Annotated in this window: 19 protein-coding genes; 13 read left to right on the forward strand and 6 right to left on the reverse strand. The window is 52.2% G+C overall.

Translation table 11 applies throughout. The annotated features are described in order from the left end of the window. Positions 1–222 precede the first annotated feature (222 nt). Complete coding sequence (locus tag CMR03_RS04020) at positions 223–1,254, reverse strand: LacI family DNA-binding transcriptional regulator (protein ID WP_096010850.1); 1,032 nt, start codon at positions 1,252–1,254, stop codon at positions 223–225. Positions 1,255–1,729: 475 nt separating this feature from the next. On the opposite strand from CMR03_RS04020, the gene CMR03_RS04025 reads away from it, so the two are divergent. Further along, on the forward strand, positions 1,730–3,112 hold the full coding sequence (locus CMR03_RS04025) for an MFS transporter (RefSeq protein ID WP_096010851.1): 1,383 nt from the start codon (positions 1,730–1,732) through the stop codon (positions 3,110–3,112). 169 nt (positions 3,113–3,281) lie between these two features. Here the strand turns inward: CMR03_RS04025 and CMR03_RS04030 are convergent, their stop codons facing one another. Then, positions 3,282–3,536 (reverse strand): YkgJ family cysteine cluster protein, encoded by a 255-nt coding sequence (locus CMR03_RS04030; RefSeq protein WP_096010852.1) that lies wholly within the window; start codon positions 3,534–3,536, stop codon positions 3,282–3,284. A 288-nt stretch (positions 3,537–3,824) separates the two neighbouring features. On the opposite strand from CMR03_RS04030, the gene yeiP reads away from it, so the two are divergent. The 9 genes from yeiP to yejF all read left to right on the forward strand — a co-directional run bounded on the left by yeiP (position 3,825) and on the right by yejF (position 14,663). Further along, positions 3,825–4,397, forward strand: coding sequence for an elongation factor P-like protein YeiP (yeiP, locus tag CMR03_RS04035; RefSeq protein WP_063880232.1), 573 nt, complete (start codon positions 3,825–3,827; stop codon positions 4,395–4,397). 80 nt (positions 4,398–4,477) lie between these two features. Continuing rightward, positions 4,478–5,455, forward strand: coding sequence for a CobW family GTP-binding protein (locus CMR03_RS04040; protein ID WP_096010853.1), 978 nt, complete (start codon positions 4,478–4,480; stop codon positions 5,453–5,455). A gap of 41 nt (positions 5,456–5,496) precedes the next feature. Further along, entirely contained in the window at positions 5,497–6,204 is a 708-nt protein-coding gene (locus CMR03_RS04045) for a phosphatase PAP2 family protein (protein ID WP_063880234.1), read from the forward strand. A gap of 512 nt (positions 6,205–6,716) precedes the next feature. Next, complete coding sequence (gene mepS / locus CMR03_RS04050) at positions 6,717–7,286, forward strand: bifunctional murein DD-endopeptidase/murein LD-carboxypeptidase (RefSeq protein ID WP_096010854.1); 570 nt, start codon at positions 6,717–6,719, stop codon at positions 7,284–7,286. 207 nt (positions 7,287–7,493) lie between these two features. Further along, positions 7,494–9,068, forward strand: a complete 1,575-nt coding sequence (locus tag CMR03_RS04055; protein WP_096010855.1) for a cyclic di-GMP phosphodiesterase — start codon at positions 7,494–7,496, stop codon at positions 9,066–9,068. A gap of 53 nt (positions 9,069–9,121) precedes the next feature. Then, complete coding sequence (locus tag CMR03_RS04060) at positions 9,122–10,930, forward strand: extracellular solute-binding protein (RefSeq protein ID WP_096010856.1); 1,809 nt, start codon at positions 9,122–9,124, stop codon at positions 10,928–10,930. 11 nt (positions 10,931–10,941) lie between these two features. Next, the gene (locus CMR03_RS04065) at positions 10,942–12,036 is read left to right on the forward strand and encodes a microcin C ABC transporter permease YejB (protein WP_063880237.1); all 1,095 of its coding nucleotides are present in this window, start codon (positions 10,942–10,944) and stop codon (positions 12,034–12,036) included. Next, positions 12,036–13,058 carry an ABC transporter permease gene (locus tag CMR03_RS04070; RefSeq protein ID WP_096010857.1) on the forward strand — a complete coding sequence of 341 codons (1,023 nt, stop codon included), beginning with the start codon at positions 12,036–12,038 and terminating at the stop codon, positions 13,056–13,058. Before CMR03_RS04065 ends, CMR03_RS04070 begins: the two co-directional genes overlap by 1 nt. Further along, positions 13,059–14,663, forward strand: a complete 1,605-nt coding sequence (yejF, locus tag CMR03_RS04075) for a microcin C ABC transporter ATP-binding protein YejF (RefSeq protein WP_096010858.1) — start codon at positions 13,059–13,061, stop codon at positions 14,661–14,663. It abuts the gene before it with no gap. Here the strand turns inward: yejF and CMR03_RS04080 are convergent. The 3 genes from CMR03_RS04080 to rsuA all read right to left on the reverse strand — a co-directional run bounded on the left by CMR03_RS04080 (position 14,650) and on the right by rsuA (position 17,175). Continuing rightward, positions 14,650–14,970, reverse strand: coding sequence for a YejG family protein (locus tag CMR03_RS04080; protein ID WP_063880240.1), 321 nt, complete (start codon positions 14,968–14,970; stop codon positions 14,650–14,652). The genes yejF and CMR03_RS04080 overlap by 14 nt on opposite strands. 277 nt (positions 14,971–15,247) lie before the next feature. Beyond that, positions 15,248–16,444: a Bcr/CflA family multidrug efflux MFS transporter gene (locus tag CMR03_RS04085; protein WP_063880241.1), complete on the reverse strand. Its 1,197-nt coding sequence runs from the start codon at positions 16,442–16,444 to the stop codon at positions 15,248–15,250. Positions 16,445–16,455: 11 nt separating this feature from the next. Beyond that, complete coding sequence (rsuA, locus tag CMR03_RS04090; RefSeq protein ID WP_096010859.1) at positions 16,456–17,175, reverse strand: 16S rRNA pseudouridine(516) synthase RsuA; 720 nt, start codon at positions 17,173–17,175, stop codon at positions 16,456–16,458. A 155-nt stretch (positions 17,176–17,330) separates the two neighbouring features. Here rsuA and radD point away from each other — a divergent pair, with 155 nt between their 5' ends. Next, complete coding sequence (gene radD, locus CMR03_RS04095; RefSeq protein ID WP_096010860.1) at positions 17,331–19,085, forward strand: DNA repair helicase RadD; 1,755 nt, start codon at positions 17,331–17,333, stop codon at positions 19,083–19,085. 131 nt (positions 19,086–19,216) lie between these two features. Beyond that, the gene (rplY, locus tag CMR03_RS04100) at positions 19,217–19,501 is read left to right on the forward strand and encodes a 50S ribosomal protein L25 (protein WP_063880243.1); all 285 of its coding nucleotides are present in this window, start codon (positions 19,217–19,219) and stop codon (positions 19,499–19,501) included. 93 nt (positions 19,502–19,594) lie between these two features. Here rplY and yejK read toward each other — a convergent pair whose 3' ends face one another. After that, entirely contained in the window at positions 19,595–20,599 is a 1,005-nt protein-coding gene (gene yejK, locus CMR03_RS04105; RefSeq protein WP_063880244.1) for a nucleoid-associated protein YejK, read from the reverse strand. A 158-nt stretch (positions 20,600–20,757) separates the two neighbouring features. Between yejK and CMR03_RS04110 the strand changes: the two genes are divergently transcribed. Then, positions 20,758–20,982, forward strand: a complete 225-nt coding sequence (locus tag CMR03_RS04110) for a YejL family protein (protein WP_063880245.1) — start codon at positions 20,758–20,760, stop codon at positions 20,980–20,982. Positions 20,983–20,985: the final 3 nt, after the last annotated feature.

Here is a 20,985-nt window from a genome sequence, read left to right on the forward strand (position 1 = left end):
TTTACTCATAAGTGCAGTCAGGATGAAAAATAAATGCAAACGTTACTGCAATCGTTTTCACGTAAGTTAAATTCGCAATGTAATCTCATCGTGTCAACCGGCAACTGTTAATAAGTGCGGCAGCCATCACAAAACACCAAGGGAGAAAATCATTGTCTGCGATCCAGATCGCAGAGGGTTCATGACCGCATTACACTCGCAATGCAGTCATTGGTCAGACGGTTACAGATGAGGGGAAGCGGTGGATTTTCGCGGGATTAAAGTGGGAATAATGGTCGATAAATGCGGCTCATTCCTGCCATTGATGAGCATATCCACGGCATTACCTGCAATATGTTCCAGTGGCGTACGCACTGAGGTTAAGGCGACAGGCAACCGGCTGACGAGAGGAATATCGTTGTATCCTACCAATGACAGCTCTTTGCCAATGGTGATCCCTGCATGATGCGCCGCCGCCATCACGCCAATCGCAATCTCGTCATTGACGGCAAAAATCGCTGTAGGCCGCGAGGAATGGTTTAACATCGACGAACCCACCTCTTCGCCCGACTGGATATTAAAGTCAGAGGAACGACACCACTCTGGTCGAACAGACAAACCGGCTTCCTTCATTGCCCGTTCAAAACCTTTCCGACGATTCAATGCATTAGAGGCAAAATCCGGCCCACCAATCATACCGATTTTTTTATGGCCTAAATCGATCAGATGGCGCGCGGCAAGGTAGCCGCCCATTTCGTCATCACCCACGGAAGAGGGGCTTACGCCGTCGGTGCGCAATACCAGTACGTGCGGTATTTCGCGTTCCCGCAGCGTCTGCGGAAGCGGATCGCCCAGACGGCAGGTTGAAAGAATCAGTCCGTCGACGCGTCTGTCCAGTAAGGATTCAGCGGACGCTTTTTCCTGTTGCGGGTCGTCACCACAGGTCGCCACGATGGCAAAGTAGCCGCGTCGTGAGGCAGCAGTGGCGATAGCCTCAAACAACATCGCCGTCACCGCATCCGTCATGCGGGGAACCAGTACACCAAGCGTACCGGTATCGCCCCTTCGCAGGCTGGAGGCAACATAATCGCGCCGATAGCCAAGTTCACGAGCAACCTGGCGAACTTTTTCAGCTGACGCACTTTTTGACTGTGGAAGCCTTTCATCCAGAATTCGCGATACGGTTGAAATGCTTACGCCTGCGGCATTGGCAACATCACGCATCGTTATCAGCCTTTTATCCGACTGTTCCTTTTCCTGGCTTTCCTGATCCATATATCACTCCGGGGATTAATGTGGGTGGCAAAGATCCATCTGCAGACGGCAACAATATACAACAGACGCGATAACAACGGGATACGCGGTTAACATGCACTGCCTGGGGGCCGCACTTATCCTTCTCTTAACGCTCACAGAGTGCCATTTTCAGCCATTACGCTCTTATAGTTCTCCCCCGTCTTAGCCTCTCCGCAAACTCAATGAGAAAGAGTATGACCTGATTCACGCTTTTTTGATTGCCTGAGAGCGGAATGTGAACTCGTTAACAATTAACTACGCCGCTTGATTGACGCAGCAGAATATTAAACCAACGATAACCCATGTGAAAACGATTGCATTAACGTTTTCATATTATCAGTTTGCATATTTTTTTATGCAATAACCATCAGTGAGTGGGCGGTAAACGCATGGCTCCGGCACGGTCGTTGTCTTGCACGTTTGCCCCCTATCCATCACTAAACAGGGTGTCACTATGTCAACTCAGGTTATCGCTTCCCACGCCAGTCCCGCCGATTCATCTGTATTACTGGCGCGGCTTGAGCGATTGCCCATCACACGCCGGTTAATGGCTATTCGTGTTGTGGTGGGGCTGTCCACTTTTTTTGATGCCTATACCATTATTGCTATCGCGTTTGCCCTGCCACAACTGACGCAGGAATGGGGACTCACGCCGACATTTGTCGGTTTGATCATTGCAGCAAGCTATATCGGGCAACTGGTAGGTGCGCTCTTTTTTGGTACGCTGGCAGAGAAAATTGGCAGGATTGGTGTTTTGCGTATCACCATCATTATGTTTGTCATCATGGATGCCGCCTGCCTTTTCGCCTGGAACGGCTGGTCGATTCTGGTTATCCGTTTTTTGCAGGGGCTGGGAATTGGTGCAGAGGTCCCGGTCGCCAGTGCCTATATCAACGAGTTTGTCGGTGCAAAGAAACGCGGTCGTTTTTTTCTGCTGTATGAAGTTATCTTTCCGGTTGGCATGATGTGTGCCGGCCTTATCGGGTTCTTTCTGGTGCCGGTTTATGGCTGGAAAATCATGTTTCTCATTGGCCTGATCCCCTCGGCCCTGGCGGCACCTTTGCGCTGGTTAATGCCGGAATCTCCGCGCTGGTTAGTCTCTAAAGGCCGCCATCAACAGGCTGAAAAAGTTGTCCAGTCCTTCGAGGCAGAAGCTGTACGTCGTGGTATGCCATTACTCGAGCCCGTCATTAAACCTGTAACGGTGATACCCGCCTCATCCAGCGGGGTGAAAGCCCTGTTCTCAGGTATCTACAAATCCCGGACGTTTATGCTGTGGGGTTTGTGGTTGACGGTTTATACCATCAATAACGGTATGGTTACCTGGTTTCCAACCATGTATAAGACCCTGTTCAACCTGCCGTTAGAAACCAGCCTGGCCTATGGGTGGATCACCTCGGCCTGCGGCGTCATTGCCTCTGTAATTTGTGCCTTTAAAATCGATCACGTGGGGCGTAAGCGCTGGTACAGCTGGGCATTTATGCTGGCCATTATTCCGCTCATCGTGCTGTGTGTATTAGGGGCTAATGCGCCCTGGCAGATACTGATCTTTGGCAGCATCGCCTATGCCATTTTGCAAACTATCGCCTTCTCACTTTATCTCTATTCTGCCGAACTCTATCCGACCCGGCTTCGGGCGACAGGTACTGCCTTTTCCAGCGCCTGGCTACGCGCCGGGTCGTCCGTTGGGCCATTAATGGTGGGGTTTATTGTGTCTGGCTTTGGGATCAGATTTGTTTTTATCACGTTTGCCGTCATTGCCCTGATCGGTGGCGTGATCACCCTGCTGTTCGCGATTGAAACCAAAGAAAAGTCGCTTGAAGAGTTATCCCCTTAATCAGGCAACATCACGCCGATAAGGAAGTCAGTTACATCGCCATCATCCGGGTTTGGCCATGCGCCACCGAGAGCCTGGTCAGCGCATCGTTAACAGCCTGATTTTGGGACGGACAGAAGGAAAAACCAAACGCGCGGTGATAGCTCAACAACAGGGAGGCCGAAAAAGGTTATGGCGCGGTGCTCTGCTCAAGGTGAATCAGATATTCCATGGCGTAATGACGATTGCTGCCGCACATCTCAACCGATGGCTGAAGTCCCGCGCACACGTCTGGCCGCAGGGGAGATGCAAAAATTTTGCAGAGGTTATTATCCGCGAGCTGAATGCAGCGCGTATTAGCGGGTTTACCCTGAGGCATGCCAGGAATGGGCGAGGAAATGCTGGGGGCGATACAACAGGCACCGCAATCTGTACGACATTCCATCTTTCACATCCGGGATAGGGTAAACCGCGGACGATAACAGAATGAGGATTACCCCGACATCACCTTTACAGAAAAAGAGGTTAACGCCTAAGCGAAAGGCATTGCGGTTTATGCTGAAATCGCCGTTGCAAGAGGAAGACCTCGTAAAACCAGGCTTATCTACTCATACAACGGGCCTGTTCTGTCCTGCCACTCGCTATCGACAACAAAATTTTTCGCGCTATCTTGCCTGTTAAGAGGCGCGCGAGTAACGTTGCGCGCACTATTACTTTGCGAGTGAGAACAGCAATGCCAAAAGCGAATGAAATTAAAAAAGGAATGGCCGTTACCCACAATGGAAAACTGCTGCTGGTCAAGGATATTGACGTCCAGAGCCCTAGCGCGCGCGGCGCGGCAACGCTTTATAAAATGCGCTTTACGGATGTCCGTACGGGGATGAAGGTCGAAGAACGCTTTAAAGGCGACGAGATTATCGAGGCTATCTCTCTGAGCCGTCGCAGCGTCACCTTCTCCTATATTGACGGTGATGAATACGTCTTTATGGACGATGAGGATTACACGCCTTACGCCTTCAAAAAAGAGCAAATAGAAGAAGAGCTGCTGTTCATTCCGGAAGGTGGCATTCCCGGCATTCAGGTTCTCACCATGGACGGACAGGTTCTGGCGCTGGAATTACCACAAACCGTGGACATGGACATTGTGGATACCTCGCCCGGTATTAAAGGCGCGTCAGCCAGTGCCCGCACCAAACCTGCCGGGATGAGTACCGGTTTAGTTGTTCAGGTACCGGAGTACCTCAGCAACGGCGATCGCATCCGAATCCATGTGGCAGAACGTCGCTATATGGGGCGCGCAGACTAATTGCCTGCGTTACAGGTTGGCGGCTAAATAATGTTATAATATAACAATATCACCGTCTTTACTTTACAGGAGCCGCTGGCATGACGCGCGTTAACCTTCTTACCGGATTTCTGGGCAGTGGTAAAACCACCACGCTGCTTCATCTGTTAGCGCATAAGCCCGAAGAGGAAAACTGGGCTGTGCTGGTGAATGAATTCGGTGAAGTTGGTATTGATGGTGCGTTACTCGCCAACAGCGGTGCCATCCTGAAAGAGATACCCGGCGGTTGCATGTGCTGCGTCAACGGACTGCCCATGCAGGTCGGGTTAAACAGGCTGTTAAAGCAGAATAAACCCGATCGCCTGCTGATTGAGCCCACTGGACTGGGCCATCCGCGCCAGTTATTACAGATGCTGACCTCGCCGGTTTATCAGCCCTCGCTCGAACTGCAGGCAACGCTTACCCTGCTGGATGCACGGCAGCTTGCAGATGAACGCGTGGCGAAAAATGAAAACTTTCGCGATCAACTGGCCGCCGCCGACATTATTGTCGGCAATAAACGCGATCGCTGGAGCGAAGCCGATCGGCAGCGCCTGGAGCAGTGGCTTGCCGCACACCAGGACGATCGTCAGTTTGTTACTGCCGAGTTTGGTCAGATTCCCCTCACTTTGCTCGACAGGCCGCGAGGGAAAGCGCGCGCCATTCCGCATCCGGCCCACCATCATCATCACTCAGCCCCGGCCAGTGGTATTGCCGCAATGCGACTCGACGGGCACGCAACCTGGCGTCGGGCGGCCAATCAGGGTCAGGGTTATGTTGCCTGTGGCTGGATTTTTGATGATGAAACGGTGTTTGATACTCTGCCGTTGCTGGAGTGGGCACGGCTTGCCCCAGTTGATCGGGTTAAAGGCGTGCTGCGCATTGCGGAGGGTGCCGTCAGCATTAACCGTCAGGGAGAAGACGTTCATATTGAAATACTGGGTTCAACCCCGCCTGACAGCCGCGTTGAGATGATTCATTCCTCATCTGCCGACTGGAATAGTCTACAATCCGCTTTGTTGAAGATTCGTTTAAGCTGACATGGTTAAGGTCGGCGGTTATTTTTTATTAGGGCAGAATTATGCACGCAACACGCCTTGTCACCATCCTGCTGCTGAATGCACTGGGAATGATGCTGTTTTTTTCCTGGTATTTACCGCCCGGTCATGGGTTTTGGTTTGATATCGATAAAGGGATTTTCTTCGCTTTCAATAATGAGATGGTTAATTACCCGGGGTTTGCCCTGCTGGTCGCGATTACCAACTTCCGCGGTTTTGACGCCGTGTCATTACTGGTAATGGGCTTACTCTATCTGTGGCTATGGCAACGGGAAACACCGACAGGCCGACGTCGTATGCTGGCCATTGGCATTACGATGTTGCTGACAGCCGTCATCCTGAATCAGGCCGGTCATTTGCTACCGGTGAAGCACGCCAGTCCAACGCTGTTTTTTGAAGGGGTTCATCGCGTCAGTGAGTTGACCGGCATTCCAGCCAAAGACGCGTCTAAAGACAGTTTTCCGGGCGATCATGGCATGATGCTGATGATCTTCGCGGCATTTATGTGGCGCTATTTTGGCTTTCGCACATTTTTAGTCAGCGTGGTCATTGTGGTGGTGTTTTCTCTTCCACGCATAATGGCTGGTGCACACTGGTTTACCGATATTGCCGTTGGATCACTTTCGGTTACGCTGGTGGGATTGAGTTGGTGGTTATTAACCCCGGCAAGTGATTACCTGGTTAATTGGTTTTATCACAAATTACCGGGTAAAAATAAACCCCAACAGTAATTCATTAGCCCGGGCGGAATAATGTTTACATTATAAACCGCCCTTATTTATAAAAAACCGAATGAAATAATTAGCAAGCTAACTAGAAATCCCTTTTCTGAACCCTATGATAATCCAGCATTTAGCGTCAGCCCGCAACGCTCGCGGCGCTGCCGTGCTTCTGTTAACCCGCACTATGCCTGGAATTAGCGCCAGATCATCCCTTTCCTCAGGTTATCAGCCCTGAATAACTGTTGATAAAGTGAACAAGTTATTTAAGTTTGATAAGTATCAAAAAAACCTATCAGAATTTGATTAAAAGCTCTCGCCACGGCCTCTGTAATCGGTTAATCTCGGTCGCAGTGAGAAAGAAGTAGCAGTATTAAGCACGCTTTCATCGGTAAAATGTGGTGATTTACACATTTTTATAATTAAAGCATTGTCTTGTTCTGACTGGCTTATTAATCTCATTCCGTTTTGTCATCTGGCTGGCGACAATCTTGTCGTAAGGACTTCGAAGGAAAACCCGTATAATGGTCAAGTCTCAACCAATACTGAGATATATCTCGCGGATAGTTCCCGCTCTTGCGCTGGCAACACTTCTCTCAGCTTGTAGCAGTACCCATAACACCGTAAAAAACGAGAATCATGAAGTTAACAACCAGAATGGTTTTTTACTTCAAGCGTCTCAGGATGAGTTCGAAGAGATGGTGCGTAACGTCGACGTTAAGTCGCGCATCATGGAGCAATACGCAAGCTGGAAAGGTGTACGTTACCGTCTTGGCGGTGATACCAAGCGTGGTATTGATTGTTCCGCTTTCGTTCAGCGCACTTTCCGCGAACAGTTTGGCTTAGACCTTCCCCGCTCCACCTCCGAGCAGCAGGGAACGGGTAAAGAAATTTCTCGCACCAGACTGCGTCCAGGTGATTTAGTTCTGTTTCGTGCAGGCTCCACTGGTCGCCATGTGGGTATCTACCTCGGCAATGACAATTTTGTTCACGCCTCAACCAGTAGCGGTGTCATGATCTCCAGCCTTAATGAAGACTACTGGAAAAAGCGTTATAGCGAAGCTCGCCGGGTCTTAAGTAAAAACCCGAGCTAGTGCTACTCTCGAACGTCCTCTCAGCCAGAGAAAAACAGAACGCTGCCTTTGCAGCGTTTTTTTTTGAATCCCTCGAATCCGCGTAAAAATACTTGTTTATCAAAATAATAACGAGACATTATTAACAGACTCGTTATATTCTCAGACGCAAATATTCGGGCGATTGCGCACCATTAAGTTTTGTATTTTGATCAGGGGAAGCACTTCATGCCATTGTCGCGGGCGCTGATACGCCAGGCAACTTATCCTCGTCGAATCGCGTGGAATAGCGCGATTGTTGGCAGTCTGTTTTTTTTGTTGTTAACCTCTGTTTTACTTACCGAGACCCAACATCAACGGGAAAATCAACATAAGCAGCTGCTCATCGACAGCAGCAACGACTTCCAGCGTCACGTGGCGACGCTGATTACAGATACCCTTTCTCCCCTGCTTCCGTTCGTCAAGTCAGAATGTTATATCGGCAATCATGAGTTAACTGCGCGTGCCGCGTTTGCTGGCGACATACGCGCCATCATTTTAGTGAAAGACGGTAACGCCTTTTGCTCTTCAGCCACCGGCAGCTTTTTTCAGCCACTGAGCGCGATTTCGGCCCGTACCGATACCACACGCGACCGGGATATCCGTTTATTGCCGGGTACCCCTATGCAGCCGACGAAACCGGTACTGGCGATATGGATCAAGCAACCCGGCACCCTACAGTCCGGCATCTTTACCACCTTGAATCTGAGCCTGGCCGATTACCAAATAAAAGCGTCCTCGCATCCTGAAATTACCGGTATTGCGATACTCGCGCATAATACCGCGATGACCAGCTGGCAAACCACTCTCGTAAGAAATCATCAACTCCCTCCACCGTTAACGCAGATCACTATGGACGGGCTGCCGTTCCAGTTTGCACTCTACGGCTCAACCTTATCCGCAGGCGATTTTCAGACCATTATGTTGAGTAGCCTGTTGATGTCATTACTCGCTGGCTGTACTTGTTGGTTTTTACTGACCCGGGTTCAGCGACCCGGTAAAGAAATTACTCTGGGCATCCGGCGTGGTGAATTTCGCGTCGAGTATCAGCCTTTAATTACGGCTCAGGATGGCAAATCTTACGGTATGGAGGCGCTGCTACGCTGGACGCATCCGTCCGGTGAAACGGTCTCACCCGATATTTTTATCAGTTACGCTGAAGCACAAAACCAAATTATCCCCCTGACCCGCCACCTGTTTGAACTGGTCGCCCGCGATGCACACCAGCTACGTCATAGCTTGCCCAAAGGAACCTGCCTCAGCTTAAATATTTCCCCCCTGCATCTGAGCGCCTGCAGTTTCCGTGACGATGTCCTGTACTGGCAGGACAATATGCCTCACGATCATTTTCAGTACGTCTTCGAAATCACTGAACGGGCCGTAGTTGAAAACGGCAATGCAACTGAACTGTTTCACTGGCTACATCAGCGGGGAATTAAAATCGCAGTGGATGATTTTGGCACCGGGCACAGTGCGCTAATCTATCTTGAAAAGTACCCTTTTGATTATCTGAAAATCGATCGTGGATTTGTGCAAAGTATTGGCACCGAAACGATCACTTCACCCGTGCTGGATACAGTGTTACAACTGGCTAAAAGGCTCAACCTGATGAGCGTGGCTGAAGGTGTGGAAACCGATGAACAAGCCAGTTGGCTGATCAACCGCGGCGTCACCCATTTACAGGGGTATTTCTTCAGTCGGCCGTTACGTCCAGAGCAGGTAAGAGACTATTTTCAACGTCAAAACAGTCAACCCACGCGTTAATCACCGTCGATTATCGCTGCGGTGCAAGACACTCACAGGAGAGAACATCCCTTATGCCGCTCCGCTTTGTCATTTTGCTGCTGTGTAGCTTGCTCATCACCCCGCTGCATGCTTCTCCCGTTCAGACAAGTTACACCTTTGCTCAACTGGGATCGCCGAAGTACCCCAGAGACTTCCGTCACTATGACTATGTGAATCCTGCGGCACCAAAGGGCGGCAAAATTGTCCTGTCGGTCATCGGCACTTACGATAACTTCAACCGTTATGCCTCACGAGGCAACCCTGGCGTCGGCACCGGGCCACTGTATGACAGCTTATTCACTACCTCGGATGATGAAACCAGCAGCTACTATCCGCTGATTGCTGAATCAGCCCGACATCCTGATGACTTCAGTTGGATGGAAATTACGCTTAACCCCCGCGCACAGTTTCACGACGGTTCTCCCATCACGGCTGACGATGTGGCCTTTACTTTCCAAAAATTTATGACCGAGGGCGTTCCACAGTTCCGAATATTTTATCGTGGTGTAACAATTAAAGCCCTTAACCCCCAGACGGTACGAATCACCTTACCGGCCCCGGATAAAGACCTGATGCTGGGGTTGCTGACGCTCCCAGTGATATCTCAAACGTTTTGGCAAAATAAAAAATTCAATGAACCGCTCAGCCAGCCTCCGTTGTCGAGCGGGCCTTATCGCGTGAGTAAGTGGAAACTGGGCCAGTTTATTGAATTCAGTCGGGTCAAAAACTACTGGGCGGCGGATTTGCCGGTCAATCGTGGCCGTTTCAATTTTGATGTCATGCGTTATGACTATTATCTGGATGACAACGTTGCGTTTGAGGCATTCAAAGCCGGTGCCTTTGATCTCCGCGAAGAAACGTCGGGGAAGAAATGGGCCACTCAGTATCTGGGTCGTAACTTCGATAATCAGCAGATCGTTAAAGAGACCACGCCGAATACGGCCTCAATTGATACGCGCTGGCTGGCGCTGAATAATGAAAAACCCTTGTTTCACGATCGCCGGGTACGGCAGGCAATGGCGCTGGCTTTTGATTTCGAATGGATGAATAAAGCACTGTTTTATAATGCTTTTAAGCGAGCCAGCAGTTATTTTCAGAATACGCAGTACGCGGCGCAAGGCGTGCCCGATGCTGCACAACGGAAAATACTGGCACCGTTCAAATCACAGTTACCTCCTGAAATCTTCACTGAAGCCTATGCGCCCGCGAAAACTGACGGCAGCGGCTACGATCGCGCTAACCTGCTTAAGGCCATGTCACTGCTGAATCAGGCTGGCTGGCATATCCACAACCAGCGCCTGGTGAACGATAAAACCGGGCAGCCCTTTACCCTAGAGTTGTTGCTGCCTGCCGGTGTGAATAGTGAATGGGCGCTTCCCTATCAGCATAGTCTGTCGCGGCTGGGTATCACGTTAACCCTGCGCCAGATTGACAGCTCGCAATACCTGCGCCGCCTGCGTAGCGGCGACTATGATATGGTCAGTAATATTTATCATGCTATGCCGACGCCCTCACGCAATCTTCAGGCCAACTGGCAGTCGGACTATATCCAGTCTTCGTGGAACACGGCGAGGGTAAAAGATCCCATGGTCGATAATGTTGTCAAACAAATTATCGCTCATCAGGACGATGCCGACGCGTTGCTGCCGCTGGGACAGGCGCTGGACCGCATCTTGCTGTGGAATGCTTATATGATCCCGATGTGGTATAGCGCCGAGCAGCGGCTTGCCTTTTGGGATAAATTTTCCCATCCTGCCGTTAAACCTGCCTACAGCACAGGTGTGGATAACTGGTGGTATGACGTGAATAAAGCCGGGCGACTGCCGGCCGACAGACGCTGAGGAGAGCCCGGTTGGCACGTTATTTTTTACGCAGACTGTTACTGATTATTCCTACCTTGTGGGCGATCATTACGCTCAACTTTTTTATTGTACAGATAGCACCAGGTGGCCCGGTCGATCAGGCGCTGGCAAATATTCAGTTTGGACAAACCAGCGGGCTGCCCGGTGCGGGCGGCGGTGACAGCGGCGGTACGCAGGCCAGTCTGCATCGCCTCACGCCCGGGGATAATCAGTATCGCGGCGCGCGTGGTCTGGACCCCGAGGTTATCGCGGAAATTGAGCGACGTTACGGCTTCGATAAACCTATCGGGGAACGCTATCTTACGATGCTGTGGAATTATGTGCGCTTCGACTTTGGCGACAGCCTGTTCCGCAGCGCCTCCGTATTGCAGTTAATCAAAGAGAGCCTGCCCGTTTCTGTCAGCCTTGGTCTGTGGAGTACGTTGATCATCTACCTGGTGTCGATTCCTCTGGGCATTAAAAAGGCCGTGCGTAATGGCAGCACGTTCGATATCTGGAGCAGCACCTTCATTATCATTGGCTACTCCATTCCGGCGTTTCTGTTTGGCATTGTCTTGATTGTTCTGTTTGCGGGCGGCAGCTATTTCGACTGGTTCCCCTTGCGCGGACTGACCTCTCCACAGTTTGATACGCTCCCCTGGTACGGCAAAGTAACCGATTATCTGTGGCATATCGCGCTGCCGGTACTGGCTACGGTGATTGGCGGTTTTGCCACCTTAACCATGCTGACTAAAAACGCATTTCTTGATGAAATTCGAAAACAGTATGTGGTCACCGCCCGGGCCAAGGGCGTTTCGGAACGGCGCATCCTTTATCACCATGTGTTTCGCAATGCGATGCTGCTGGTGATTGCCAGTTTTCCTGCCACTTTTATCAGCATGTTTTTTACCAGTTCGGTACTGATTGAGGTGATGTTCTCGCTGAATGGCCTGGGCTTACTGGGCTTTGACGCTACCGTCCAGCGTGATTATCCGGTGATGTTTGGCACCTTGTATATTTTTACCTTGATTGGTTTGCTGATGAATATCCTGAGCGATTTAACCTATACCCTGGTTGATCCACGCATTAATTTCGAGGGGCGGTAATGCATATTTCCCCGATGAATCAGCAGCGCTGGCAGCGCTTTCGTCATAACCGTCGCGGCTACTGGTCGCTGTGGATTTTTCTGCTTATCTTCGTCCTTTCCCTGTGTGCCGAGTTAGTCGCCAATGACAAACCGCTGCTGGTGCATTATCAGCAACGCTGGTACGCCCCGCTATTTTTCAACTACAGCGAAAGCGATTTCGGTGGCGAGTTTGCTACCGCGGCAGATTATCAGGACCCCTGGTTGCAACAGCGTATTGAAAAACAGGGATGGGCGCTGTGGGCACCGATTCGCTTTGGTGCCAACAGCATTAATTTTGCGTCACAGGTGCCCTTCCCTTCCCCGCCATCATGGCAAAACTGGCTGGGCACAGACGCGAACGGTGGCGACGTTTTGGCGCGTCTGTTGTACGGCCTGCGTATTTCGCTGCTGTTCGGCTTAATGCTAACCCTGTTTTCCAGCGTGATTGGCATCGTGATCGGCGCGATACAAGGCTATTTTGGTGGCAGAGTGGATCTGATTGGTCAACGCCTGATTGAGGTCTGGTCCGGAATGCCGTCGCTGTTTTTACTGATCTTACTGTCCAGCGTCATCCAGCCCAGCTTCTGGTGGCTGCTGCTGGTCACCGTGCTGTTTGGCTGGATGAGTTTAGTCAGCGTGGTACGCGCTGAGTTCCTGCGTACGCGAAACTTTGACTATATTCGCGCCGCGCAGGCGCTGGGCGTCAGTGACGGACGGATCATGCTGCGCCATATATTACCCAATGCCATGGTGGCCACACTGACTTTTCTGCCTTTTATCCTGTGCGGTTCCATCACCACGTTGACCTCGCTCGATTTTCTCGGTTTTGGCCTGCCCATTGGTTCGCCTTCACTCGGTGAACTGCTGCTACAGGGTAAAAATAACCTGCAGGCACCGTGGCTGGGTTTATCTGGCTTTTTCACGCTGGCGATTCTGCTGTCGCTGCTTATTTTCATTGGCGAAGCCGTGCGCGACGCTTTTGATCCCAGTAAAGGAGTCTGAATGAGCGCCCCGCTGCTTGCTGTTAATCATCTCTCCGTCGCCTTTCGTCAGGGCAAACAGCTGCATCAGGTGGTGGAGGATGTTTCGCTGCGCGTTGAGGCGGGTGAAACCCTGGCTCTGGTAGGCGAATCCGGTTCCGGGAAAAGCGTTACTGCCCTGTCGATCATGCGCCTGCTTCATGACGCCGCGGTGACCTATCCCCAGGGGGAAATCCTGCTGGCTGGGGAAGACCTGCTACAGGCATCGGAGCAACGGCTTCGCGGTCTGCGCGGTAATCAGATGGCCATGATTTTTCAGGAACCGATGGTGTCCCTGAACCCTCTGCACAGTATTGAAAAACAGTTATACGAAGTGCTTTCGCTACACCGTGGGATGCGACGTGAAGCCGCGCGGGCAGAAATACTGCGCTGTCTGGATCGCGTCGGTATTCGCCAGCCGGCCTCGCGCCTGAATGATTTTCCCCACCAGCTCTCCGGGGGAGAACGCCAGCGCGTGATGATAGCCATGGCCCTGCTCACCCAGCCGAAACTGTTGATTGCCGATGAACCCACGACTGCGCTGGATGTAACGGTTCAGGCACAAATCCTTAACCTGCTGCGCGAACTGCAACAGGAACTGAATATGGGGATGCTGTTTATTACCCATAACCTGAAAATTGTTCGCCAACTGGCGGACAGCGTGAGCGTAATGCGCGCTGGACGGGTGGTTGAGCACAACCGCAGCCAACCGCTGCTCACGCAGCCACAGCACGCTTATACCCAGCAACTGCTGGCGGCCGATCCGGAAGGCCGTGCCGTGCCCCTTCCTGCAGCGACGCCGGTTATCCTGAAAGTGGATAATCTGCGCGTCGGTTTTCCCCTGCGCCAGGGGTTATTTAAACGTAAAACGGGCGAGAAAATCGCCGTAAATAACCTCAGTTTTAGCCTGAGACGGGGAGAAAGTCTGGGGCTGGTAGGCGAATCTGGCTCAGGCAAAAGCACTACGGGCCTGGCCCTGCTGCGTCTTATTGCGGCTCAGGGCGAGGTCTGGTTTGACGATCGACCGCTGCATCAGCTGTCACGAAAGCAACTGTTGCCGTTACGTCGCCGTATTCAGGTGGTGTTTCAGGACCCTAATTCTGCGCTGAATCCCCGTATGACGGTGCAGCAGATCATCGCCGAAGGCCTGGCGGTGCATTATCCACAGTTGAGTGCGGCCCAGCAGGATGAACGGGTTAATGCGGTAATGACAGAGGTGGGTCTGGATACAGAGAGCCGCCATCGCTACCCGGCGGAATTTTCAGGCGGCCAGCGTCAGCGCATTGCCATTGCGCGCGCCCTGATTCTTGAACCGGAACTACTGGTACTGGATGAACCGACGTCGTCGCTTGACCGCTCAGTGCAGAAACAGATTCTGACCCTGCTGCGCGGATTACAGCAACAGCGTCAACTGAGCTATCTGTTTATCAGTCATGATTTAGAAGTGGTACGCTCGCTCTGCCATCAGCTGATCGTACTTCGTCAGGGCGAGGTCGTTGAACAAGGCGATTGTGAAGCGTTGTTTGCCGCGCCTGCGCAGGCTTATACCCGCGAGTTGCTGGGTTCCGTCACGCTCAGTGACCAATAAAGGTTTCCGCAATAGCCACGCCCTGATTCTTCAGGCAACAGTTCGTGGCGCTCTCATCACACCGGCGGATAAACAGGCAGGGTTGCCCTTCGCACTCGGCGATTTTTCCGTCCACCTGAATGGCTGCCAGCATGTCTTTGAGTTCGTGCAGAATTTCCCATGCCGGGACGCCATCATGGCTGATCAGCCGCAGCGCAATCACATCATGCTCTTCTGAGCCGACATCGTCGGTTTCAATCACGCCACGACGATCGCTAATCCAGCGAAACCGCTGTGGCAAGCGATGCACAACCGAAAGTTGCAACATAGTGATCAGTATCTCCAGAGAATGAAGCTCAATTTACAACCAACGGTGTCTGCATCGAGAGCCGTTAAATCATGCTAAAGCGCAGATCCTGCAAGGCGTCCTGTAAAAGCAAATTTGAGAGTTAAATCTCACTTTGGGCTATATGTACCGCGTTTAATGATAACTAACAATCATTTTAGACCCAATGTGATTACTTTATTTGCTATTTTTTTTCACAAATAAGAAACATTATTTTATAAGCGGATAAAGGCGGATCGCAGCAAGGCGCGACGCCCGCTTAGCGGGCGACGGAACGAGGACGTGAAGCGTAGAGAAATAACAAAACAGAGAGGGTCGCGCACAGCGCAATGGTTCCCACCATAGGCCAGGCACTGTTAAAACTGAACAGAGACAGCAGCGCGCCAGCCAGTGCGCCGACACCAAAGCGTAACGTACCCGCCAGAGAGGAGGCGGTACCGGCCATATGCGGAAACTCATCAAGGATGACGGCCATCGCATTAGACGACACCATGGAAACACAGCCGATAAACATCGCAATGCCCAATACCAGCGGCAGGAACCCCAGATCGAAAGCGCTCACCATCAACAACCAGATGCCCATCGCAAACTGCACCAACAACCCAAAACGGAACAGGGCGACGGGGCCAAAATGGCGCACTGCCCGGCTGTTAATCAGCGTCATGATGAACAAAAACACAATATTCAGGCCGAAGTAGTAGCCAAAACTCTGCGGCGAAATGTGATTCAGTTCGATGTAAACAAAAGGGCCGGCATTGAGAAAAGTGAACAGCCCCGCAAACGAGAATCCGCTTGATAACATATAGCTGAACGCCCGCTTATGGCGAAACAGGATAACGAAATTCCCCAGCGTGGTGCGCAGGTGAAAGCGCTGCCGCTGCTCAGGTTTAAGGGTTTCGCGAATCTGAGTCGCCACCAGCACGGTGGTGATAACGGCCGCTATCGACAGCGTCCAGAAAATGGCGTGCCAGCTCCAGATTAACAGCAGCCAGCCGCCGATAATCGGGGCCAGCAGCGGTGCGATGGTGGTAATTAACATCACGAATGACATCATGCGCGAAAAGTCCTCTTTCGAGTAACTGTCGCGCATCAACGCATTGATCACGACGCTGGCGGCGGCCGCAGACAGGCCGTGCAAAAACCGCATCGCAATAAGCTGTTCAATCGACTGCGAGAGTGCGCAGGCCGCCGCCGCACAGGCAAAGATCAGGGTACCCAGCGTAATGACCGGCTTGCGGCCATAGCTGTCGGCCAGGGGACCGTAGATCAACTGTCCGATGGCAAACCCCAGGATGTAAAGATTGAGCGTCATCTGCACGCTCCCGGCGGACACCGCAAACTGGCGCGCAATTTGTGGCATCGCTGGCAGATACATGTCTATCGATAACGGCATCAACATCGCTAACAGGCCGAGAATAACGACCAGGCCCATCGGCGAATTCTTTTCCTTACGCACCGGGTTTCTCGCTATTTCTGTTTAAGTTCTTCTGGCAAGCCAATGCTGGCTATCTCTTCTGCGGTTAACGGGCGGTATTCACCCGGTTCTAACGCGTCGTCCAGCGCAATCGCGCCAATGCGCTCGCGATGCAGGCCAACGACCCGGTTACCCACGGCGGCGAACATACGTTTCACCTGATGGTAACGGCCTTCGCTAAGCGTCAGCAGCACGTCAGTGGGCGTGATGACCTCAAGCTGAGCAGGTTTTGTCAGGTGCTTTTCATTATGCAGTTGCACACCTGCGCTGAATTGCGCGGCCGTATCCTCGCTCACCGGCGCTTCCAGCGTCACACGGTAGGTTTTCTCGCAATGGTGACGCGGTGAGGTAATGCGATGTGACCACTGACCATCATCCGTAAGCAGAACTAAACCGGTGGTATCAATATCCAACCGGCCTGCGGCATGCAGCTTAAATGCCATCGGTTCTTCAATGAAATAGATAATGGTGGGATGATCGGGATCGTCCGTGGAACAGACATAACCCTGCGGTTTGTTCAGCATAAAGTAGCGCGGCCCGGTCTGCATCTGTAACACGTTGCCGTCATACTCAACCTCGTGATCGGGCTGGAGTTTGAAAGCGGTGTCGCGCACCACGTCACCGTTAACGGTGACACGTTGACCACGGATTTCACGTGCAGCGATAGCACGGCTGATTTCCAGTTGCTGAGAGATGAATTTGTCGAGTCGCATGAATTCGTTTTGCCTGTTACTGCGGAGGGAAACTAAAACGGCCTGTTTAACCGTTGAAAAAGTATGAGAAGTATATCCTGAACTGCGCCTCGCTGACAGCGCGTTTACAGTGGATTCGTGGCATAATTGCGGCAGATTTTACAAAAGTGAGCAGCATGTCTTTTACCTTACGCCCTTATCAACAGGACGCGGTCGATGCCACCATCGCCCACTTCCGTCGCCATCATGAACCTGCCGTGATCGTCCTGCCCACCGGGGCCGGAAAAAGCCTGGTGATTGCCGAACTGGCGCGCCTGGCACGCGGTCGGGTGCTGGTGCTGGCGCACGTCAAAGAGTTGGTGGCGCAAAATCACAGCAAATATCAGGCTTACGGACTTGAGGCCGATATCTTTGCGGCAGGGTTGCAGCGTAAAGAGAGCCAGCGAAAGGTGGTGTTCGGCAGCGTCCAGTCCGTTGCACGTAATCTCAGCCTGTTTGACAGTGCTTTCTCACTGGTCATTGTGGATGAGTGCCACCGTATTGGCGACGATAAAGAGAGCCAGTACCAACAGATTTTTCATCATCTGCGCCAGCACAATCCCCAGTTACGATTGCTGGGTCTGACCGCCACGCCCTTTCGCCTGGGCAAGGGATGGATTTATCGCTTTCATTACCACGGCATGGTCCGTGGCGATGAGAAGGCTCTGTTCCGCGACTGCATCTACGAGCTGCCTCTGCGCTACATGATCAAGCATCAGTTTCTGGTGCCGCCAGAGCGGCTGGATATGCCGGTGGTTCAATATGATTTCAGCCGCCTCACCGCTCAGGCTAATGGTCTGTTCAGCGAAGCCGACCTGAATCGGGAGCTCAAACAGCAGCAGCGGATTACTCCGCATATCATCCGGCAAATTGTAGAGTTTGCCGAGGATCGCCACGGCGTCATGCTTTTTGCCTCCACCGTGGAGCACGCGCGCGAAATTCTGGGCCTGCTGCCCGAGAACAGCGCACTGGTGTCGGCGGAAACCCATGCGCAGGAGCGCGATGCGGTGATCGCGGCGTTTAAAGCCCAGCAGCTTAAATTTCTGGTTAACGTCGCGGTGTTAACGACCGGCTTTGATGCGCCGCATGTGGATCTGATTGCAATCCTGCGCCCCACCGAGTCAGTCAGCCTGTATCAACAAATTGTGGGACGCGGTTTACGTTTGTCGCCCGGTAAAAAAGATTGCCTGATTCTGGACTACGCCGGAAATCCGCACGATCTTTTTACCCCTGAAGTGGGCGCGCCAAAAGGCAAAAGCGACAATCAGCCGGTGCAGGTATTCTGTCCTGCATGTGGTTTCGCGAATACATTTTGGGGTAAGGCCACTCAGGACGGCATGGTGATTGAGCACTTTGGCCGACGTTGTCAGGGCGTACTGGAAGACGATGAAGGCGAGCGGGAACAGTGCGACTATCGGTTTCGCTTTAAAAACTGCCCGGACTGTAACGCTGAAAACGATATCGCCGCTCGCCGCTGTCGGGAATGCGACAAGATTCTGGTCGATCCCGACGATATGCTCAAAGCCGCCCTGAAGCTGAAAGATGCACGCGTACTGCGCTGCGGCGGCATGACGCTGGAACAGGGTAAGGACGACAAAGGCGAATGGTTGAAAGCCACCTATTTTGATGAAGATGGCACCAGCGTCAGCGAACGGTTTCGCCTGCAAACGCCTGCACAGCGCAAAGCGTTTGAGCAACTGTTTATGCTCCCTCATCAGCGCGCCCCTGGCGTGCCATTAGGCTGGCAAACCGCTGCCGATGTGCTGGCTTTGCAACCCCTGCTGCGCCATCCCGATTTTGTTGTGGCGCGCGCCAAAGGCCACTTCTGGCAGATCCGTGAAAAGCTCTTTGACTACCAGGGACGCTTTCGCCGCGCTAACGAACTCCGTTAGGCCGGATTAGCGTTTGCCCCTGCTGCCTATTACGGCTATAATGCCGCCCGCTTTTGCATGTGCATAAGCAGTGTTGAATAACCCTTCTGTTACTGGGTCGCCTGTAGCAGGAATCATAAAGAGACGTATCAATGTTCACTATCGAAGCAGCAGAACGTAAAGAGCAGGGTAAGGGTGCGAGCCGCCGCCTGCGCACAGCAAACCGTTTCCCGGCCATCATCTACGGTGGTTCAGAAGCAGCGGTTGCTATCGACCTTGACCACGACCAGGTGATGAACCTGCAAACTAAGCCAGGCTTCTACGATGAAGTTCTGACTCTGGTGGTTGACGGTAAAGACACCAAAGTTAAAGTGCAGGCTGTTCAGCGTCACCCGTTCAAGCCAAAACTGCACCACATCGACTTCGTTCGCGCTTAATCGCCGAATGGGTTGAACGTAGAAGGGCCGGTTGCGAAACCGGCCCTTTTATTTTGTCTGTTGCCCGCCGGAACGCATCGCCCCGGCCTGGTATTACTTACTGCTGGTGCGGCGTTGAAGCTGTTCGCGCAGGTTAGGTGGTGTTCCTTTGATGGTCAGCGTATCCGTTGCCGGGTCCCAGAAAATGCGTTCACCAAGTAACAGTGCGTCGAAGTTCAGGGTCAGACCGCCGCCGCTGCCGGCAAACTTGGTTAACTGGCGTAACGTACCGCGATCCGCCGGGAAATGTTCTTCCAGTTCATAGCCCTGTTCCTGGGTAAAGGCTTCAAACGTCTTTTCACCCAGCGGAGGGAGCTCGCCTGATAATTCTTTTAGCGCAATTTCTTCGCCCGCCTGAAGCTGCTCATTACAGTAGCTGTAAACCTGCTGACGGTAATTTTGGCGTTCGTTTTTATCCAGATTCGACTCGTCACAGTAGTCATCCACTGCCTGTAACAGTCCCCGGTTTTGCGCCTTGGTATCCAGTCCGACTTCCGCACCCAGGAAGTCCATAAAGAAATCAGAAACTTTGCGCCCGACGCGTCCACGCAGGAAAGTCAGGTAACGGGTGGATTCCGGATTCGTTTCCCATTCGGTCAGATCGATACGTGCCACAATATCGGCATGATTAATATCCAGATAATGGGTACTGCTGATATCCATTTGTTCGTTGACGCGCATACTGGACTGGCTGTTCAACACCGCCACCAGTAAATATTCGACCGCCAGGTAGCGGTACTGAATAAACAGCACCACGCCGCCTTCGGCGAACGGATATTTTGCCAGTTCATCACGCAGACGTCCGGTCGCAGCCCGGCTAAAAGCGAGAAAATCATCGTTACCTTTGCGGCAGTTGCGCAGCGCTTCTGCCAGCTCGCTTTCAGCATTAAACAGCCCGTAAGCTTTACTCTTCGCACTGTAAACACGGTGCAGCTCTTCCACCATCGCTTCGACGGTGTTGGTGGCAGGCAGTAACGAATCACGAAGCACCAGCTCTAACTGATTTTCATCACGTTTAATTAACTGATGCAAGGCAATCTGGTCGATATCCAGACTCATGGTAAACTCTCCTAATAGCACAGGCGCGTATTCAAACACCGCCAGCAGCAGCTTTCAACTCCATGCATCATGCGAACAGTGCGCTTTCGATAAATTTGCGGAAAAAAGTGCGCTGTTCCGGTACTATATCGCCTTTTGAGACGAGATAACTTTTCGCTATGCCACAATCATCCCGTTACAGCGACCAACGCGTTGAACAACTCCTCGCGGAAATGGCGCAGGTTTTGCAAAAAGACCAGGCACCCACCGACCTCTCCCTGATGGTACTGGGGAACATGGTAACCAACCTGATTAACAGCGATGTTGCGCCTGCGCAACGTCGCTCTCTGGCACGTTCTTTTGCTGATGCTCTGCAGGCATCGGTAGACGACAGCACCCATTAATTC

The sequence above is a fragment of the Pantoea allii genome (genome assembly GCF_002307475.1).
In the GTDB taxonomy this organism is placed as follows: domain Bacteria; phylum Pseudomonadota; class Gammaproteobacteria; order Enterobacterales; family Enterobacteriaceae; genus Pantoea; species Pantoea allii.

Excerpts from the sequence above, each read along its gene's own strand:
- CMR03_RS04025 (WP_096010851.1), top strand. The coding sequence starts at position 1,730 with ATGTCAACTCAGGTTATCGCTTCCCACGCCAGTCCCGCCGATTCATCT.
- yeiP (WP_063880232.1), top strand. The coding sequence starts at position 3,825 with ATGCCAAAAGCGAATGAAATTAAAAAAGGAATGGCCGTTACCCACAAT.
- CMR03_RS04080 (WP_063880240.1), bottom strand. The coding sequence starts at position 14,970 with ATGTTGCAACTTTCGGTTGTGCATCGCTTGCCACAGCGGTTTCGCTGG.
- CMR03_RS04040 (WP_096010853.1), top strand. The coding sequence starts at position 4,478 with ATGACGCGCGTTAACCTTCTTACCGGATTTCTGGGCAGTGGTAAAACC.
- mepS (WP_096010854.1), top strand. The coding sequence starts at position 6,717 with ATGGTCAAGTCTCAACCAATACTGAGATATATCTCGCGGATAGTTCCC.
- CMR03_RS04110 (WP_063880245.1), top strand. The coding sequence starts at position 20,758 with ATGCCACAATCATCCCGTTACAGCGACCAACGCGTTGAACAACTCCTC.
- yejK (WP_063880244.1), bottom strand. The coding sequence starts at position 20,599 with ATGAGTCTGGATATCGACCAGATTGCCTTGCATCAGTTAATTAAACGT.
- CMR03_RS04060 (WP_096010856.1), top strand. The coding sequence starts at position 9,122 with ATGCCGCTCCGCTTTGTCATTTTGCTGCTGTGTAGCTTGCTCATCACC.
- rsuA (WP_096010859.1), bottom strand. The coding sequence starts at position 17,175 with ATGCGACTCGACAAATTCATCTCTCAGCAACTGGAAATCAGCCGTGCT.
- CMR03_RS04055 (WP_096010855.1), top strand. The coding sequence starts at position 7,494 with ATGCCATTGTCGCGGGCGCTGATACGCCAGGCAACTTATCCTCGTCGA.
- CMR03_RS04045 (WP_063880234.1), top strand. The coding sequence starts at position 5,497 with ATGCACGCAACACGCCTTGTCACCATCCTGCTGCTGAATGCACTGGGA.
- rplY (WP_063880243.1), top strand. The coding sequence starts at position 19,217 with ATGTTCACTATCGAAGCAGCAGAACGTAAAGAGCAGGGTAAGGGTGCG.
- CMR03_RS04020 (WP_096010850.1), bottom strand. The coding sequence starts at position 1,254 with ATGGATCAGGAAAGCCAGGAAAAGGAACAGTCGGATAAAAGGCTGATA.
- CMR03_RS04070 (WP_096010857.1), top strand. The coding sequence starts at position 12,036 with ATGCATATTTCCCCGATGAATCAGCAGCGCTGGCAGCGCTTTCGTCAT.
- radD (WP_096010860.1), top strand. The coding sequence starts at position 17,331 with ATGTCTTTTACCTTACGCCCTTATCAACAGGACGCGGTCGATGCCACC.
- CMR03_RS04030 (WP_096010852.1), bottom strand. The coding sequence starts at position 3,536 with ATGGAATGTCGTACAGATTGCGGTGCCTGTTGTATCGCCCCCAGCATT.
- yejF (WP_096010858.1), top strand. The coding sequence starts at position 13,059 with ATGAGCGCCCCGCTGCTTGCTGTTAATCATCTCTCCGTCGCCTTTCGT.